Raw genomic sequence first — 15205 nt, 5'->3', positions numbered from 1 at the left:
AAGATGATGGCGATTTAGAAACCCTATTATTAGAAATTGCTAAACACGATGAATTTCTTAAATGTTTTGAAGGATACTTAGAATGCATTAAAAGTAAAGAACATTATAAACCGATTAAAAACATCAGCAAAAGTAAGTGGTATGCCTATTTAGAAGTGTTTGAACTACAAAATTTTTTCAAAGATAAGCGGAATAAAAATGACAAGAAGAATGAAGAAAAGATTATTATTGATGATAAAGGTAAAATAAGGAAAGAATATAAAGAAGAATATGAAAAACTAAAAGAAGTGATTGATTTTAACTCAAATTCTCTCATTCCCCTTAAAGATTTTCTAGGGCAATTCGCAAAATAATCAAAAAACAAAACTTAAGATTTTCTAATTTAACAAAATATATTACAATCATTCAAAAAATATTATTTTTACAAAAAGGTGCGTTGTGAAATTGTGGTTTCCTTATTTTTTAGCGATTGTGTTCTTGCATGCATTGGGTTTAGCGTTGCTCTTTATGGCTAATAACGCTTCGTTTTATGCGGCGGCGTCTATGGCTTACATGCTAGGGGCAAAGCATGCCTTTGATGCGGATCACATCGCTTGCATAGACAACACCATTAGAAAGCTCACCCAACAAGGCAAAAACGCCTATGGCGTGGGGTTTTACTTTTCTATGGGGCATTCAAGCGTGGTGATTTTAATGACTATTATCAGCGCGTTTGCGATCGCTTGGGCTAAAGAGCACACGCCGATGCTAGAAGAAATAGGGGGGGTAGTGGGGACTTTAGTTTCAGGGCTTTTTTTGCTCATTATAGGGCTATTGAATGCGATTATTTTAATAGATTTATTAAAAATATTCAAAAAATCGCATTCTAACGAAAGCCTGAGCCAGCAACAAAATGAAGAGATTGAACGGCTTTTAACGAGTAGGGGCTTACTTAATCGCTTTTTTAAGCCCTTGTTTAATTTCGTCTCCAAGTCGTGGCATATTTATCCTGTGGGTTTTCTTTTTGGGCTAGGCTTTGATACCGCTAGTGAAATCGCGCTTTTGGCCCTCTCTAGCAGCGCGATTAAAGTGAGTGTGGTGGGCATGCTCTCTTTACCCATTCTTTTTGCCGCTGGCATGAGTTTGTTTGACACATTAGATGGGGCGTTCATGCTCAAGGCGTATGACTGGGCGTTCAAAACCCCTTTAAGAAAGATCTACTACAACATCTCCATCACCGCCTTGAGCGTGTTCATCGCACTTTTTATCGGGTTGATTGAGCTTTTTCAAGTCGTTAGCGAGAAACTCCATTTAAAATTTGAAAACCGCCTTCTAAACACCTTACAAAGCCTGGATTTTACAGACTTAGGCTATTACTTGGTGGGCTTATTTGTAATAGCGTTTTTAGGCTCATTCTTCTTATGGAAAATCAAATTTTCTAAACTAGAAGGCTAGATTTTAAGCCCTCAAATCATCACTCAACAAATCTTTAAGGTTTTTATTTGAAAAACTTGGCATAAAAGCTTTAGGGTTTGAAAGGCTTTCGCTCAAATAGCCTAATAATTCCTTAATTTCGTTTAATTTTTCTTCCAAATAAGCTTGAAACTCGCCCGCATTTTCCAATAAATTCAAAGGATTATCCACAATCATGGAAAAAACTTCATCATGGATTGCAATGTTGAGCTGGGTGTCAAACAAAGGGGAGGCTAAAAACTGGCAATTTTCTACGATTTCTCGCAATTCTTGTTTAATGATAGAAGCTTGTAAAGCGTCTTTATCTTCTAAACCCATGCTCTTATTGAAAAGCTTTTTGCAAGCGATTTGCAAGACTTGTAACGCTCCAACGCTCTCGTTTATATTTTTCATGTCCCTACTAAATTTGGCGATTTGTTGGGATTTTTCTATCGCATTGGTTTTAAAATCGCTTGTTTCAACACCGCCCAAATGCTTTTGAAGAGTTTTTAAAATATCCATAAAAAACCTTTTAAATAGAATTGATCATTCACAAGCACTTTTCGTTCCTTTTTTATGGAAACTTCAAAAAACACCCTTAAAAAGGTTTTTAGGTATAATTAGGGATCTTTTAGTTTCAAATAGTAGAGAGATGGGATGAAAAAAATATGGCTTTTAGTGTGGGGTTTGTATTCTTGGGTGTTTTTGCATGCGATAGAAACGATAGAAAAAGCCCCTACAAATGTAGAGGATAGGGACAAAGCCCCCCATTTGTTGCTTTTAGCAGGGATTCAAGGCGATGAGCCTGGAGGGTTTAATGCAACTAATTTGTTTTTAATGCACTATAGCGTTTTAAAAGGCTTGGTGGAAGTGGTTCCCGTATTGAATAAGCCTTCTATGTTAAGAAATCATAGGGGCTTGTATGGGGATATGAATCGCAAATTTGCCACTTTAGACAAGAATGACCCTGAATACCCCACTATCCAAGAAATCAAATCCTTGATTGCAAAACCCAATATAGACGCTGTCTTGCACTTGCATGATGGTGGTGGGTATTATCGCCCTATTTATATTGATGCGACGCTCAATCCTAAGCGTTGGGGGAATTGCTTTATTATTGATCAAGATGAGGTTAAAGGGGCGAAATTCCCTAACTTGCTTGCTTTTGCAAACAATACGATTGAGAGCATCAACGCCCATTTATTGCACCCCATTGAGGAGTATCATTTAAAAAACACGCGCACCGCACAAGGCGATACAGAAATGCAAAAAGCCCTAACTTTTTATGCGATCAATCAAAAAAAGAGCGCTTTTGCCAATGAAGCCAGCAAAGAACTCCCTTTAGCATCAAGGGTGTTTTACCACTTGCAAGCCATTGAGGGCTTACTCAATCAGCTCAATATCCCTTTTAAGCGCGATTTTGAGCTTAACCCTAGCAGCGTGCATGCCCTAATCAATGATAAAAATTTATGGGCAAAAATTAGCTCTCTGCCTAAAATGCCCCTTTTTAACTTACGCCCTAAACTCAATCATTTCCCCTTACCCCACAACGCTAAAATCCCACAAATCCCCATAGAGAGCAACGCTTACATTGTGGGGCTAGTCAAAAATAAGCAAGAAGTGTTTTTAAAATATGGTAACAAGCTCATGACACGATTATCGCCTTTTTATATAGAGTTTGATCCTTCTTTAGAAGAAGTGAAAATGCAAATTGATAATAAGGATCAAATGGTTAAAATAGGGAGCGTGGTTGAAGTGAAAGAGAGTTTTTATATCCATGCTATGGATAATATCCGTGCGAATGTGATTGGCTTTAGCGTTTCTAATGAGAGTAAGCCTAATGAAATGGGCTATACGATTAGATTTAAAGATTTTCAAAAACGCTTTTCACTGGACAAACAAGAAAGGATCTATCGCATAGAATTTTATAAAAACAACGCGTTTAGCGGGATGATCTTAGTGAAATTTGTGTAGGAACGGATAAATCTTACCAAAATTTAAGGCAACGCATGATATAACATGACAACCGCCAATAAAGGATAGTCATGCCAGACATTAGAAATCTTTATTTATCGTTACCTGACTTAACAAAGAGGCTATGCAAAATAAGCAATAGACTTCGCATCATGCGTTCATCTTGTTCTTTTTTTAGCAAGGGAATATTGTGTTTTAGAAAGAATGCATGAGGTAATCCAAAAGGGCTTGGATGGCTTAACACAGCGATTAGACAATGACTTAAAAGATGATTGCGTTCGTATTCTTGTCCCTATTAGATATATATGGGGCTTAAGCCTTGTTGGCAACATGAAACCTGATGAGCTATGCATGTTGTTTGTTAAAATCTGTGAACTTATTCGCTCATCATTCAAAAGCCATTTATCTCGCAGCTCTCTTTCTTTTATGGGTGGTGTAATCAGCGGCTTGAACAAGCAGATTCGTTTGTATCAAAAATGGAAATGAGAAAAGGAAAATGCGATAATTTTTTCTCTTATGGTTATGATAAATCACCATTAAAAGGCGTAAAAACACCCAAACAAAGTATTAAAAGACAACAACCCTTTTGAATGTTGCGGTCTTTAAACTACTACCCCTATATCACACCACTTCTTGCCCCGCATCTAATAAGGCTTCTTTAATCAAATCCTGTGTCGCTGGAGCGTCAAACTCTACAACCACGCTCTTTTTTTCCACGCTCGCATCAATAAAGCTCACGCCTTCAATTTCGCCCACAAATTTTTCAATTTTATCCACGCAATGGTTGCAAGTAATGCTTGGCACTTGAAAAGTTGCTTTCATTCAATGATCCTTAATTTTAAAATTCCTTAGCCTTTGGGAGTTTAAGACCACACTCACAGAGCTTAAACTCATCGCTAAACCCGCAATCGCCGGGCTTAACATGATATTAGCCTTATAAAGAACCCCACAAGCTAAAGGGATAAACACGCTATTATAACAAAAAGCCCAAAACAAATTTTCTTTGATATTTTTAATGGTCGCCTGGCTTAATTTAATCGCGCTATAAACCGATTTAATATCGTTATTAAAGCTCACAATATCCGCTGCTTGCACGCTCACATCGCTCCCTTTAGCCATCACCACCGCCACATCGCTCATAGCAAGACTGGGAGCGTCATTCAAGCCATCGCCCACCATCATCACGATCTGACCTTTTTCCTTAAGCTCTTTAATCTTGTTGAGCTTGTCTTGTGGTTTGGCGTTGCTGATATAGCCATCAATCCCTAATTCAATCGTGCATTTTTTGACATTTTCCCTATTGTCCCCACTTAAAAGAAGCGTGTTAATGCCTAATTTTTTGATTTGAGCGATATGCTCTTTCACGCCTTTTTTGGGCAAATCTTCTAAAACAAACACCCCTAAAAGCTCGTCTTCTTTTTCATTAATCATTCTACCCACAAACACTAAAATCCCGTTTTCTTGAATTTCTAGCGTGTTAATAGGGTTAAAAAACTCGCTATTGCCTACTTTAATGATCTCTTTAGCGCCTTGATAATCTGTTTTAGCGCTGATGCCAAAGCCTGTTTTCACTTTAACTTCACTCATTTCTTTTAAGGGAGCGTCATGCTCTTTGGCGTATTCTACAATCCCTTTAGCAATGACATGCTCGCTGCTCTTTTCAATGCTGCTCGCCAAACTCAATAGCTCTAATAATTCTATGTTAGAATGAACGCTTTTAACGACAGGCTTGCCGTTAGTGAGCGTACCGGTTTTATCAAAAACGATCGTATTAACTAGCCTTGCTTTTTCCAAACTTTTAGCGTCTTTAAAAAATAATCCTAAAGAACTCGCTTTTTGGTTCGCTACTAAAATGCTCATAGGCGTAGCCAATCCTAAAGCACAAGGGCAAGAAATCACTAAAACCGATACAAACACTTCTAAAGCGATCCCAAAATTCCACCAAAAATCAGGCTTAGGCGCAATGATGAGCCACACCACAAACGCTAAAACAGCGATAGCGATCACGCTTGGCACAAACACGCTTGAAACCTTATCCGCTAAGCGAGAAATCTCTGCCTTTGAGCTTTGAGCGTTATGGATCATTTCTATAATTTGAGACAAGGTGCTGTTTTTGTTATTTTGCGTGGCTTTCATTAAAAAACTCGTGTGGCTATTGAATGTCCCTGAAAAGACTTTATCGCCGACTTTTTTATAAACTGGCAACGCTTCGCCGCTTAACATGCTCTCATCTAATTCCCCTTCGCCCTCTATGATTTCACCATCCACCGCAATCGCACTTCCAGGGAGAACTTTCAAAATATCCCCCACCACAATGCTATCCACTAAAACCTCGATCTGTTGGTTATTTTGCATTTTAAGGGCGGTTTTTGGGGCGTTTTTCATCAAGGCTTGCATAGCGTCTAGGGCTTTGTCTTTAGAAACATTTTCAATGCGTTTGCCCACCATCACAAACATTAAAATCACGCACACGCTTTCAAAATAATAATGCCCATAAGACCACTGATCGGTATAATGATTGGTATAAACCAAATACAATTGCCACAGGCTTGAAATTAAGGCAGCGCTTGTGCCTATGGCGATAAGGCTGCTCATGTTGGGTTGTCTGTGCCATAAGGCTTTAAACCCCTGAATGTAAAAATCCCTCCCCAAATGCATGACAATGAGCGTGCCTATAAGCTGTAAGCAAGCGTTTAAAAAATTGCTATGATTATTAATCGTAAGCAAGCTTTTGGGTAAAAGGCTAGGGCTAAGCATCGCCCCCATAGAAAGATACACCACAAAAAGCGTGAAAATAACCGCCAACGCTAATTTAACATTAGGGCTAAAAAATTCTTTTTTTTCTTCCGCCAGAGTTTTTTTAGGGCTATAACCCAGTTTTTCAATGAGTTTAAAAATCTCGTCTAAATTGGTTTCATTTTCGTTAAATTCAATGTTAGCGCTCTTGTTTAAAAGGCTCACTTCTATTTTTTTCACAAAACTCTTACGCCCCAAAGAGCGTTCAATCCCACTAGAGCAAGCCGTGCAAGTCATTCCCTCTATATAAAAAGATTCTTTCATGCACTCTTATTTTTATTAAAAATAATTTTTACCATTAAAAAGAGCCAGCGAATGATGCCATAAATCAAATACAACCCCATAAACACGCTTAAGGCTTCCAAAGGGCGTACAAACACCAACGATAAAAAAATCAACACTAAAGTAAAAAGTTTGAGATTCCACTTGACTTTTTTGAAATTAGGGTAGCGGATATTGCTCACCATAAGCACCCCTAACAAAACAATAAAGCTTAGAAATAACTTTTCGGTATTTCCTTCTAAAAAATGGTATTTATTGTCTAATAACACACAAAGCACCACCAATACCGCCGCAGCAGGAATGGGGATACCGATGAAAGAATAGGGGTCGCTTGTGTTGGTGCTGATATTGAATCGCGCTAATCGTATCGCTCCAAAAATCACAAACAACGCGCTCACCGCCATGCCTATGCGCCCAAAATTATACCCCACATAAAAGTAAGCAATAAGGCTTGGAGCCACCCCAAAAGCGACGACATCCGCTAAGGAGTCAAATTCTATACCAAATTTGCTAGTGGTGTTGGTAAGCCTTGCGACACGCCCATCAAGCCCGTCTAAAATAAGACTCGCTACCACCAACCAGCATGCCATGACAAATTGATAGCTTGAAGCGTAAAAAATACTCATCATGCCTAAAAAAATACTGCTAGCGGTAAAAAGATTAGGGAACAGATAGAGAGGGTTAATGGGCATTAGAGGCTCTTTGAATGGGTTTGATGGGGTATTTTAGAATAAGTAATCTTAAAATCAATTATGGGAATTAAAACCTTACAAGCGTTAAAAAATGCATAAAAAAAGAGCGTTAGAAACGCTCTATAACGCTGTTTGTAAGTAGCAAATTTGAGAAAACACAATCTAAGGAAAGATTTCAAACAAACAGAATACCAATAATAGGGTTTAAAACCCTTATTAAAGATCTGTTTGAAAACCCACACTTTTAACTCGCTTGCTCTTCTAAAGGGATCAAACGGCTTTCTAAATTGTTGGCGACTTCGTATTCGCTGATGATTTCACGCACCCTTTCGCCTGTAATGACCTCTTTGTCAAACAACTCCTTGACCATGATTTCAATCGCTTCTTTGTAGTCGCTTAAGGTTTGTTTGACATGGTTATAGCGTTCTTCTAGTAGGTTTTTAATGAAAAGATCCATTTCTTCTGCGGTTTTTTCGCTAAATTCCCTGTTGCTTCCATAACCACCTCCTAAAAAGGCGTTCCGTTGCTTTTCTAACACCATAAGTCCGCTGACACTGCTCATGCCATAGTAACTCACCATGCCTTTAATAATGTCAGTCGCTCTTTCTAAATCGTTGCTCGCACCGGTAGAAATTTCTTCTAAAAAGACATCTTCAGCCGCTCTTCCGCCTAAAAGCACATCAATTTCAGCGATGAGTTCGTGTTTTTGCATCAAATATTTGTTTTCTTCAGGCGTGTTAAGGGTGTAGCCTAAAGCCGCCATGCCCCTTGGGATGATAGAGACTTTATTCACCCTAGCGCTCCCTTTAGTCATTTCAGAAATCACGGCATGCCCGCTTTCATGATAGGCGACAATTTTCTTTTCTTTAGGACTGATGCGTCGGCTTTTCTTTTCTAACCCTGCAATCCCTCTTTCAATCGCTTCTTTTAGATGCTGCTGTTTGACTTCTTTGTGGTTGTTCCGTCCTGCTAAAAGCGCGGCCTCATTGATGATATTCGCTAAATCCGCCCCCGCAAGCCCTGCGGTGAGTTTGGCGACTTCTTGCAAATTCACATCATTAGCGAGTTTCACGCCCTTAATATGCACTTTTAAAATCTCCACTCTGCCGTTAAAATCAGGCTTATCCACCAAAACCTGTCTGTCAAAGCGTCCTGGACGCATCAAGGCCGGGTCTAAAATTTCAGGGCGATTCGTTGCGGCTAAGACAATCACGGGTGCATTTTCGCTCCCAAAACCATCCATTTCAGCTAAGAGCTGGTTTAGGGTTTGTTCTCTTTCGTCATTCCCGCTTATCATGCCTCCAGCCGCTCTGCTCTTGCCTATGGCATCAATTTCATCAATAAAAATGATGCTAGGGGCTTGTTTTTTAGCGGTTTCAAATAAATCTCTGACCCTGCTTGCCCCTAAGCCTACAAACATTTCAATGAAACTGCTCCCTCCCATAGAGAAAAACGGCACATGCGCTTCGCCGGCTACCGCTTTTGCTAAAAGGGTTTTACCCGTTCCTGGAGGGCCTACTAATAACACGCCTTTAGGGATTTTAGCCCCTAAATTGGCGTAGCGATCAGGGTATTTTAAGAAATCTACGATTTCTACCACCTCTTCTTTGGCTTCTTCATTGCCCGCCATGTCATTAAAACGCACATTGGGTTTTTCAGCGTTAATGAGTTTTTTCGCGCTCCCCATGCCAAAAATACCCCCACCCATATTCTTTTGCATGCGGTTTGCCATAAACATCCATAGCCCTAAAATCACTAAAATAGGCATGAGCCACCCTAACATGTCCGTGAAAAAGTTAGACTCGCTAAAACCAGAATAATTGATTTTTTTCTCATCTAACAAAGGCACTAAAGTTAAATCAGGCACTCGTTTAGCGATATAAATCACACGATTGTTGCCCTCTTTATGGCTGGCTTTGATCAAAGTTTGACCGATACTCACATTTTCCACTTCATTATTGCTGATGAGCTGTTTGATCTCATGGTAGCTCACATTTTTAGTGCTAGAAGCTAAGAAATTGTCCGAAAAACTGCCATCAGAATTGAAAGAGCGCAGAAAAAAAATGAGTAAAATCCCTCCAAGAACCGCAAGGATAATGGGACTTTGAAAAAAAGGTTTTTTAGGTTCGTTCGTTGGTTTCATTATAATCCTTAATTTATTGGTTGTTTTTTAAGCAATTTTAGAGCGACCCATTCGTTACGCTGTCGCTGTTCTAAAACCTCAAATCCATTATAATAGATCTGTAAAACAGAGTTTAAATGGGTTTCTAAAATCCCTGATAAAATAAGAGTGTGGTTACAAAGCCGCACAAATTCACTATACAAACTCTTAATCACATCAGCGGTAAGGTTCGCCACAATAATATCAAAACGCCCTTCAATTTTTTGCGTAGAGCCACAAATGACTTTATCTTGCGCTAGTAGGGGTATTTGATTCAAGCTAAAATTTTTTAGGGTTTCTTCAACGGCTAAACTATCCGTATCGCAAGCTACTAAAGTGCTAACGCCTTGTTTTTTTAAAGCGATGCTTAAAATCCCGCTCCCACAGCCCACATCTAAAGCGTTTTTGCGTTTTAAATCGAGGTTAGAGAGCAATTCCAAACACATAGAAGTGCTTTCATGATGGCCTGATCCAAAGGCCAAAGCCGGATCGATCATTATGCAATCATTTGTAACAACATGGCTTGGCTTTTGATGCCAGCTAGGGTGTATGTAAAATTTGGCGCATTGCACCGGCAAAATAGCTTGTTTGTAGGCTTCTAGCCAGTCTTTTGAAGCCAGATTGCGTGAAAGATAGAAAAAATCAAACTCACTTTGCAGGTTTTGTTTTAAGTTCAAACAAAACGCTTCTAACGCCGGAAAAAGCGAATCGCTCAAATCCTTTTCAGAGCGTAAAATAACGAAATTTTTGAGATGTGGGGGTTTTTCTTTTAAATTTTCTTTTAAAGGATCATGAGTGGCGAAATAACGCCAACTGGATTGGCTTATAAATCCAATGGTTTCTTTATCGTCAAACGCTTTTAAACTTTCTAAGCTTGATTCTTCTAAGGCTAGGTGCGTGGCGTCTAAAAGAAAGCTTTCAAAAAGCTCTCGTTCCTTAGGGAATATAAAGAAAAACTCATAATACATTGGTTTTAACACTCAATCGTTTGTCCCTAAAACAACCTCTAATTTTTCTTTCAAAACTTGGGGGGTAAAAGGCTTCACAATGTAGTTGTTTACGCCCGCTTTCAAAGCAGTAATGACTTCGGCCTTACCGCCCTCTGTGGTGATCATAATAATAGGGATTTCTTTAAAACGGCTATCAGAGCGCACCTTTTTAACGAGATCCAACCCGTTCATTTCAGGCATGTTCCAATCTGTGATAAGCACCTTAGTGTCTGCATTAGCGTCTAGTTTCTCCCAAGCTTCCACCCCATGCTCAGCTTCTAAAACATCTTCATAGCCTAAGCGTGAAAGTGTGTTTTTAATAATTCTTCTCATAGTTGAGCTATCATCTACTACTAGTAGTTTCAAAGTGCTTCTCCTTTTAAGATTGCATTTAAATTAGGCTCTTTTTAAACAGCCAAAGCGTCTCTAACGCCTTATAATAATAAATCATTCCAAATAATAGCATGTTTTGATTAAAATTACCTTGACCAACAATAATCATTGGCTAAATGGAGCGTTTAATGAGCGTTCTCATTTGTAAAAAAATTCAGTTTGTTTGCTATCATAATAGTTTAAAAGTAATAAAATAACTTTTGAGTGCGATAAAGGGTCATTGGATGGTTTGAAAAAAGAAAGACAAGGATTTTACAAGTAAGTGTATTATTTAAGAATTTTAATACTGGTTATAAGTTTTTTAAATATTTTAAATGCTGAAAATTTGAGTTACATGTCTTCTTCTTATCAAATAGGCACGGTGTTTATGCGCCCTTTAAACACTAACAAGCTTTTACAAGGGGCTTCAATCCTTCAAGGCTATGAAGTGAATCCTAAAAACGATTGGGCTTATTCTAGGTATTATTTCTTTATAGATTATGGTAATGTGCTTTTTAATAATGACTCTACTTTGCAGGCGAACATGTTCACTTATGGGGTGGGAGGGGATTTTATGGTCGCTTACGCTAAAAACCCTATCAACCGCTGGGCTTTTTTCTTTGGCTTGCAACTGGCCGCTAACACATGGATACTCAACAATAAAGTCAAAGATTTGGTGGTGAATACTTGGGATTCATTAAAAGATTTCAATTTTCGTAACACTTATTTCAGGGCTATCGGGAAATTTGGGGTGCAGTTTCGCACGATCGTTTTGTATCATAAGGTGGATGTAGAAATTGGCATGAAAATCTTTCTAACCCCTGAAAGGCGCAGTTTGTTTGAAAGGAGCTTTTTGTTTTTTATTTCGCATTCGTGGCATTTTTAAATGGCGGAGAGAGAGGGATTCGAACCCTCGAAGGCTTGCACCTTACACGCGTTCCAGGCGTGCTCCTTCAACCACTCGGACATCTCCCCTTAAAAGGGGCTTATTATAACTAAGATTTGTTTAAAAAGGGCTTATTTTAAAAGGAGTGAATCTTTAGAAATAACGCCATCTATTTGATTTTTAGCGCAAATTTCCCACAACTCTGTATCGTTTAAATCCATAAAAAATAAGATTTTGGTATCTAATAAGTAATTCGTGGCGTGTTGTTGGGCGAGTATGGCTTGCTTAATATCCTTAAAAATACAATAAAGCGGTTTGAAAGCGTTGAATAAAAAAAAGGCGTCCGTTTCTATCTTGTGCGATAAAAAGATCACGCTAAAATGGACGCTATTTTCACAGCAATACTTAGCTAATTCCAAATTTTTTGGGTGCGCTTCAAAACACACTATATCGTTATTGGTGCTGGAATGAATAGCATCGGTGTTTTTAATGAAAATAAAACGATCGCTAGGGATTAAAGGGTGTCCTAAAATAAGCATTTTTATCTCTTATCCTTCAAACAAGTTTCACTGCAATACGCCACTGCCCCGCTATAAATAGCGTCTTTGCTAGAGACATAGGTTTGGCATTTAGAGCATACAATCATGTGATCTTCTAATTCTTTAGGGGTTTGTTGCGTGTAAGAGTGGTTGTCTTTGGGGTCGTCTTTGTGGGGTTTTTGTCTCAAAAACAAACGCCATAAAATCCATACAATAATGAGTAGGGGGATTAAAATTCTTAACATAAACTTTCCTTTGATTTGTAAAAATAAACACGTTTTTGATGCATAAAGCATTCAGTGTCTTTATAAGCGATTTCATCTTTTAACTGCTCGCCTTTATAGAATAAAAAATACCCCTTATCTTTTAGGAAGCGTTGGCTTTTTTCTATCAAAAAAGAAGAGCTAGCGACCGCTCTAGAAGTGATCAAATCCACTTGTAAAAGATTTTGATAATCTTCTAAACGCTTTTTAATGATTTCAATGTTTTTTAAAGGCAAAACGCTTTTAAGGTAGTTTAAAAAGGCCGCTCTTTTTATTCTTGGCTCTAAAAGAATGAATTTGACTTCAGGTTTTTCAAGGGCTAAAGGGATAGCAGGAAGTCCCGCCCCGCTCCCAATATCCAAGCAGCTTTTAAAATCTTTGACAAATTCTAAGGGTTTTAGAGCGTCTGTGATCTGGGGTTCTAACTCGCTTAAACGTTTCGCGCCGCTCAAGTTGTGCGTTTGATTCCATTCTAAAAGGATGCGCGCATAATCTTGCAATAAGGGGTTCATAAAATCAGCATCCCATCGCCATAAGAATAAAAACGATACTTCTTTTCTATGGCTATTTTGTAGATTTCTTTGGTTTTTTCTAAACCTATCATCGCACTCACAAGCATTAAAAGGCTTGATTTGGGCAAATGGAAATTAGTGAGCAAATAATTAACATGCAAAATAGGATTAGCAAGGTGCAAGAATATATCGCATTCAAACGCCTCTTGATTAGGGTTTTCTAAACGCTTAAAGTATTCCACGCTCCTTAAAGCGGTCGTTCCGATGCATAAAATCTCTTGGGATTTTTGCAAAATTTCTTGGCTCTTTTTAGGAATGCGTAAAACTTCTGTATGGATTTGATGCTCTCTAATGTCTTTAGTTTCCACGCCAAGAAAAGTCCCAGCCCCCACATGCAAGGTTAAAAAAGCGTGCTTGAAACCTTTCAATAATTTTTCTAAGGTATTTTGAGAAAAATGCAATGACGCTGTAGGGGCAGCCACCGCGCCGTTGTGTTTAGCGAACACGCTCTGGTATTCATGCGCATCCAAACTTTCATCGGCTCTTTTAATATAAGGGGGTAAGGGCATATGCCCGTATTGCTCTAAAAGTTTTAAGATATTTTCTTGATTTAAGGGGGTTTTATTGTCATAAAAAGCGATCAAGCGCTGGCCGTTATGAAGCAATTCCAAGACTTCAGCGTGATAATTTGCATCAAAAAAGATTTTATCCCCCACTTTGATCTTACCCTTAATTTGAGTTAGGGCGGTATTGTCTTTAAAAAAGCGGTGGAAAAACACTTCGGTCGTTTTTGATGGCAAAAAGGCATGCTTAGATCCAAAAAGCCTGGCCTTCATCACTTTAGTGTCGTTCAACACAATAAGGGCGTTTTTAGGGAAAAAATCTAAAACATGTTCAAAAGTGGTGTGCGTGATTTTTTGCGAACGCCTTTCATAGACGAGTAATTTAGCCTTTTCTTTGGGCAAAACGGGGTAGTTGGCGATCAATTCCTTAGGCAAATGATAATCATAGCTTTCTAAATCAAATTCTTTCAACTACGACTCGCTCTTTGTATTCTCTTTGGTGTCATTTTCGTTGTTATTTTCGTTATCTTTGGGAGCCGGATTGACTATTTTGGCGATTAAAATAGAAAGCCCATAAAGCCCCACTAAAGGCAATGCCATAAAGATTTGACTCACCACATCAGGAGGAGTGATAATCGCTGCTACAATAAAAATCACTACAATAGCGTATTTGAAATACGCTTTCAAACTCGCATCGGTAATCAAGCCCACTTTAGCCAAAAAATACGCCAAAACAGGCAATTCAAACGCCACGCCAAAGCCTAAAATCAAGCGTGTGAAAAAGCTCACGTAACTGGACGCAGAAATATTAGCCGCAAAGACATCGCTCCCAAAAGTGGCCAAGTATTCAATGATGAAAGGGAACACCACATAATAAGAAAACGCCGCCCCCATTAAAAACATCCCACTCCCAAAAAACACAAAAGGCAAAATCACTTTTTTTTCATTCTTATAAAGCCCTGGAGCGATAAAGAGCCACAATTGCCAAAAAATAATGGGCATGGAAATGACGATAGCGGCTGAAAAACTGATTTTAACCGCTACCATGACCCCTTCAATAGGGGAGAGCTGAATGAGCGTGCCTTTATAAGAATTTTTAACAAATTCAAAAATATTTTTCCAAAAATGAAAACACCCCAAAAACGCCACTAAAATCGTTCCTACAGAAACCATCAAACGCTTTCTTAATTCCTGTAAATGCGGTTTTAAATCTTCAAACATGCTCTTTTTCTTTGTCGTGTTCTTTGGCGTTGTTATCGGTTGCTAATTGGACTTCTTTAGGAGATTCATCGCTTGAAACTTCTTTGTTTAAGGCTTCTTCATTGGAAACTTCTTCATTGGAAACTTCTTCATTTAAATGGTTAGGGATTGTGTTGGTTTCTAGGCTTTGTTGGTAATCTTGCATCAAATCCTGAATGCTTTTAATCTCCTTTTCTGCAGTCACTTTAGCGTCTTCTAATTCTTCAATCTTAACGCCCTTAAGACTCTCCACTTTGTTTTCAAAGAGCTTTTGATACTCTAGGGTTTCTTTTTTGATTTCTTCAATATTGATTTCTTTATCTAAAGTGTCCTTAGCGTCATTGAGCGTTTTTTTAACCGCACGAAAAAACTTCACCACATCCACGACAGCCTGGGGGAATTTTTCTGGCCCTAAAAAAATAATCGCTACAATCAGCACCACAAGGATTTCAAAAAAGCCCATGCCAAACATAATAATCTACTTTCACACCCTTTAAAATTTTATC

18 protein-coding genes, 1 tRNA gene and 1 pseudogene are annotated in these 15205 nt (G+C 38.5%); 5 read left to right on the top strand and 15 right to left on the bottom strand.

Going from position 1 to position 15205, the window contains the following annotated elements; all coding sequences use genetic code 11:
* On the top strand, positions 1-353 hold a 353-nt coding region (locus QT74_RS08505; protein WP_080247148.1), incomplete at its 5' end, for a hypothetical protein.
* Between the two features lie 85 nt (positions 354-438).
* Complete coding sequence (locus QT74_RS02705; protein ID WP_033764460.1) at positions 439-1434, top strand: HoxN/HupN/NixA family nickel/cobalt transporter; 996 nt, start codon at positions 439-441, stop codon at positions 1432-1434.
* Positions 1435-1437: 3 nt separating this feature from the next.
* Here QT74_RS02705 and QT74_RS02700 read toward each other — a convergent pair whose 3' ends face one another.
* A complete protein-coding gene (locus QT74_RS02700; RefSeq protein ID WP_033764457.1) occupies positions 1438-1953 on the bottom strand; it encodes a flagellar FLiS export co-chaperone in 516 nt (171 codons plus the stop codon).
* Between the two features lie 135 nt (positions 1954-2088).
* Between QT74_RS02700 and csd4 the strand changes: the two genes are divergently transcribed.
* Positions 2089-3405 (top strand): DL-carboxypeptidase Csd4, encoded by a 1317-nt coding sequence (gene csd4, locus QT74_RS02695; RefSeq protein ID WP_033764455.1) that lies wholly within the window; start codon positions 2089-2091, stop codon positions 3403-3405.
* Between the two features lie 204 nt (positions 3406-3609).
* Positions 3610-3891, top strand: coding sequence for a hypothetical protein (locus QT74_RS02690; RefSeq protein WP_033764454.1), 282 nt, complete (start codon positions 3610-3612; stop codon positions 3889-3891).
* 135 nt (positions 3892-4026) lie between these two features.
* Here QT74_RS02690 and copP read toward each other — a convergent pair whose 3' ends face one another.
* The 7 genes and pseudogenes from copP to QT74_RS02655 form a co-directional block, all read right to left on the bottom strand.
* Entirely contained in the window at positions 4027-4227 is a 201-nt protein-coding gene (gene copP, locus QT74_RS02685; RefSeq protein WP_000648261.1) for a copper-binding metallochaperone CopP, read from the bottom strand.
* Complete coding sequence (gene copA / locus QT74_RS02680; RefSeq protein WP_033764452.1) at positions 4228-6465, bottom strand: copper-translocating P-type ATPase CopA; 2238 nt, start codon at positions 6463-6465, stop codon at positions 4228-4230.
* The gene (pssA, locus tag QT74_RS02675) at positions 6462-7175 is read right to left on the bottom strand and encodes a CDP-diacylglycerol--serine O-phosphatidyltransferase (RefSeq protein ID WP_021436397.1); all 714 of its coding nucleotides are present in this window, start codon (positions 7173-7175) and stop codon (positions 6462-6464) included. The genes copA and pssA overlap by 4 nt, the downstream gene beginning before the upstream one ends.
* Positions 7165-7417 (bottom strand): annotated as a pseudogene (locus QT74_RS08665) (hypothetical protein). The gene pssA and the pseudogene QT74_RS08665 overlap by 11 nt, the downstream one beginning before the upstream one ends.
* Positions 7418-7419: 2 nt before the next feature.
* On the bottom strand, positions 7420-9318 hold the full coding sequence (gene ftsH, locus QT74_RS02665) for an ATP-dependent zinc metalloprotease FtsH (RefSeq protein WP_033764447.1): 1899 nt from the start codon (positions 9316-9318) through the stop codon (positions 7420-7422).
* A gap of 8 nt (positions 9319-9326) precedes the next feature.
* Positions 9327-10304, bottom strand: a complete 978-nt coding sequence (prmA, locus tag QT74_RS02660) for a 50S ribosomal protein L11 methyltransferase (protein WP_195742335.1) — start codon at positions 10302-10304, stop codon at positions 9327-9329.
* Between the two features lie 12 nt (positions 10305-10316).
* Positions 10317-10691, bottom strand: coding sequence for a chemotaxis response regulator CheY (locus QT74_RS02655; protein WP_000772151.1), 375 nt, complete (start codon positions 10689-10691; stop codon positions 10317-10319).
* Positions 10692-10980: 289 nt separating this feature from the next.
* On the opposite strand from QT74_RS02655, the gene QT74_RS02650 reads away from it, so the two are divergent.
* Positions 10981-11583: an outer membrane protein gene (locus QT74_RS02650; RefSeq protein WP_000291650.1), complete on the top strand. Its 603-nt coding sequence runs from the start codon at positions 10981-10983 to the stop codon at positions 11581-11583.
* A 1-nt stretch (position 11584) separates the two neighbouring features.
* Here QT74_RS02650 and QT74_RS02645 read toward each other — a convergent pair.
* The 7 genes from QT74_RS02645 to tatB all read right to left on the bottom strand — a co-directional run bounded on the left by QT74_RS02645 (position 11585) and on the right by tatB (position 15171).
* Positions 11585-11672, bottom strand: a tRNA-Ser gene (locus QT74_RS02645).
* A gap of 42 nt (positions 11673-11714) precedes the next feature.
* The gene (locus QT74_RS02640; protein WP_033764444.1) at positions 11715-12122 is read right to left on the bottom strand and encodes a hypothetical protein; all 408 of its coding nucleotides are present in this window, start codon (positions 12120-12122) and stop codon (positions 11715-11717) included.
* Positions 12123-12124: 2 nt separating this feature from the next.
* A complete protein-coding gene (locus QT74_RS02635; RefSeq protein WP_000944365.1) occupies positions 12125-12367 on the bottom strand; it encodes a PP0621 family protein in 243 nt (80 codons plus the stop codon).
* Positions 12361-12897 (bottom strand): 16S rRNA (guanine(527)-N(7))-methyltransferase RsmG, encoded by a 537-nt coding sequence (gene rsmG / locus QT74_RS02630; protein WP_033764442.1) that lies wholly within the window; start codon positions 12895-12897, stop codon positions 12361-12363. The genes QT74_RS02635 and rsmG overlap by 7 nt, the downstream gene beginning before the upstream one ends.
* A complete protein-coding gene (gene queA, locus QT74_RS02625) occupies positions 12894-13931 on the bottom strand; it encodes a tRNA preQ1(34) S-adenosylmethionine ribosyltransferase-isomerase QueA (protein WP_033764440.1) in 1038 nt (345 codons plus the stop codon). The genes rsmG and queA overlap by 4 nt, the downstream gene beginning before the upstream one ends.
* Positions 13932-14681 carry a twin-arginine translocase subunit TatC gene (gene tatC, locus QT74_RS02620; RefSeq protein ID WP_033764439.1) on the bottom strand — a complete coding sequence of 250 codons (750 nt, stop codon included), beginning with the start codon at positions 14679-14681 and terminating at the stop codon, positions 13932-13934.
* Entirely contained in the window at positions 14674-15171 is a 498-nt protein-coding gene (gene tatB, locus QT74_RS02615; protein WP_033764437.1) for a Sec-independent protein translocase protein TatB, read from the bottom strand. The genes tatC and tatB overlap by 8 nt, the downstream gene beginning before the upstream one ends.
* Positions 15172-15205: the final 34 nt, after the last annotated feature.

The organism is Helicobacter pylori SA213A (assembly GCF_000476275.1).
Lineage (GTDB): Bacteria > Campylobacterota > Campylobacteria > Campylobacterales > Helicobacteraceae > Helicobacter > Helicobacter pylori_CL.
The sequence above is the reverse complement of the archived record's forward strand: the minus strand, read 5'-3'. Positions and strand labels throughout refer to the sequence as shown.

Bases quoted from the DNA above. Each gene is read 5' to 3' on its own strand.
- QT74_RS02700 (WP_033764457.1), bottom strand. From the start codon at position 1,953: ATGGATATTTTAAAAACTCTTCAAAAGCATTTGGGCGGTGTTGAAACA.
- csd4 (WP_033764455.1), top strand. From the start codon at position 2,089: ATGAAAAAAATATGGCTTTTAGTGTGGGGTTTGTATTCTTGGGTGTTT.
- QT74_RS02690 (WP_033764454.1), top strand. From the start codon at position 3,610: ATGCATGAGGTAATCCAAAAGGGCTTGGATGGCTTAACACAGCGATTA.
- copP (WP_000648261.1), bottom strand. From the start codon at position 4,227: ATGAAAGCAACTTTTCAAGTGCCAAGCATTACTTGCAACCATTGCGTG.
- copA (WP_033764452.1), bottom strand. From the start codon at position 6,465: ATGAAAGAATCTTTTTATATAGAGGGAATGACTTGCACGGCTTGCTCT.
- pssA (WP_021436397.1), bottom strand. From the start codon at position 7,175: ATGCCCATTAACCCTCTCTATCTGTTCCCTAATCTTTTTACCGCTAGC.
- ftsH (WP_033764447.1), bottom strand. From the start codon at position 9,318: ATGAAACCAACGAACGAACCTAAAAAACCTTTTTTTCAAAGTCCCATT.
- prmA (WP_195742335.1), bottom strand. From the start codon at position 10,304: ATGTATTATGAGTTTTTCTTTATATTCCCTAAGGAACGAGAGCTTTTT.
- QT74_RS02640 (WP_033764444.1), bottom strand. From the start codon at position 12,122: ATGCTTATTTTAGGACACCCTTTAATCCCTAGCGATCGTTTTATTTTC.
- QT74_RS02635 (WP_000944365.1), bottom strand. From the start codon at position 12,367: ATGTTAAGAATTTTAATCCCCCTACTCATTATTGTATGGATTTTATGG.
- rsmG (WP_033764442.1), bottom strand. From the start codon at position 12,897: ATGAACCCCTTATTGCAAGATTATGCGCGCATCCTTTTAGAATGGAAT.
- tatC (WP_033764439.1), bottom strand. From the start codon at position 14,681: ATGTTTGAAGATTTAAAACCGCATTTACAGGAATTAAGAAAGCGTTTG.
- tatB (WP_033764437.1), bottom strand. From the start codon at position 15,171: ATGTTTGGCATGGGCTTTTTTGAAATCCTTGTGGTGCTGATTGTAGCG.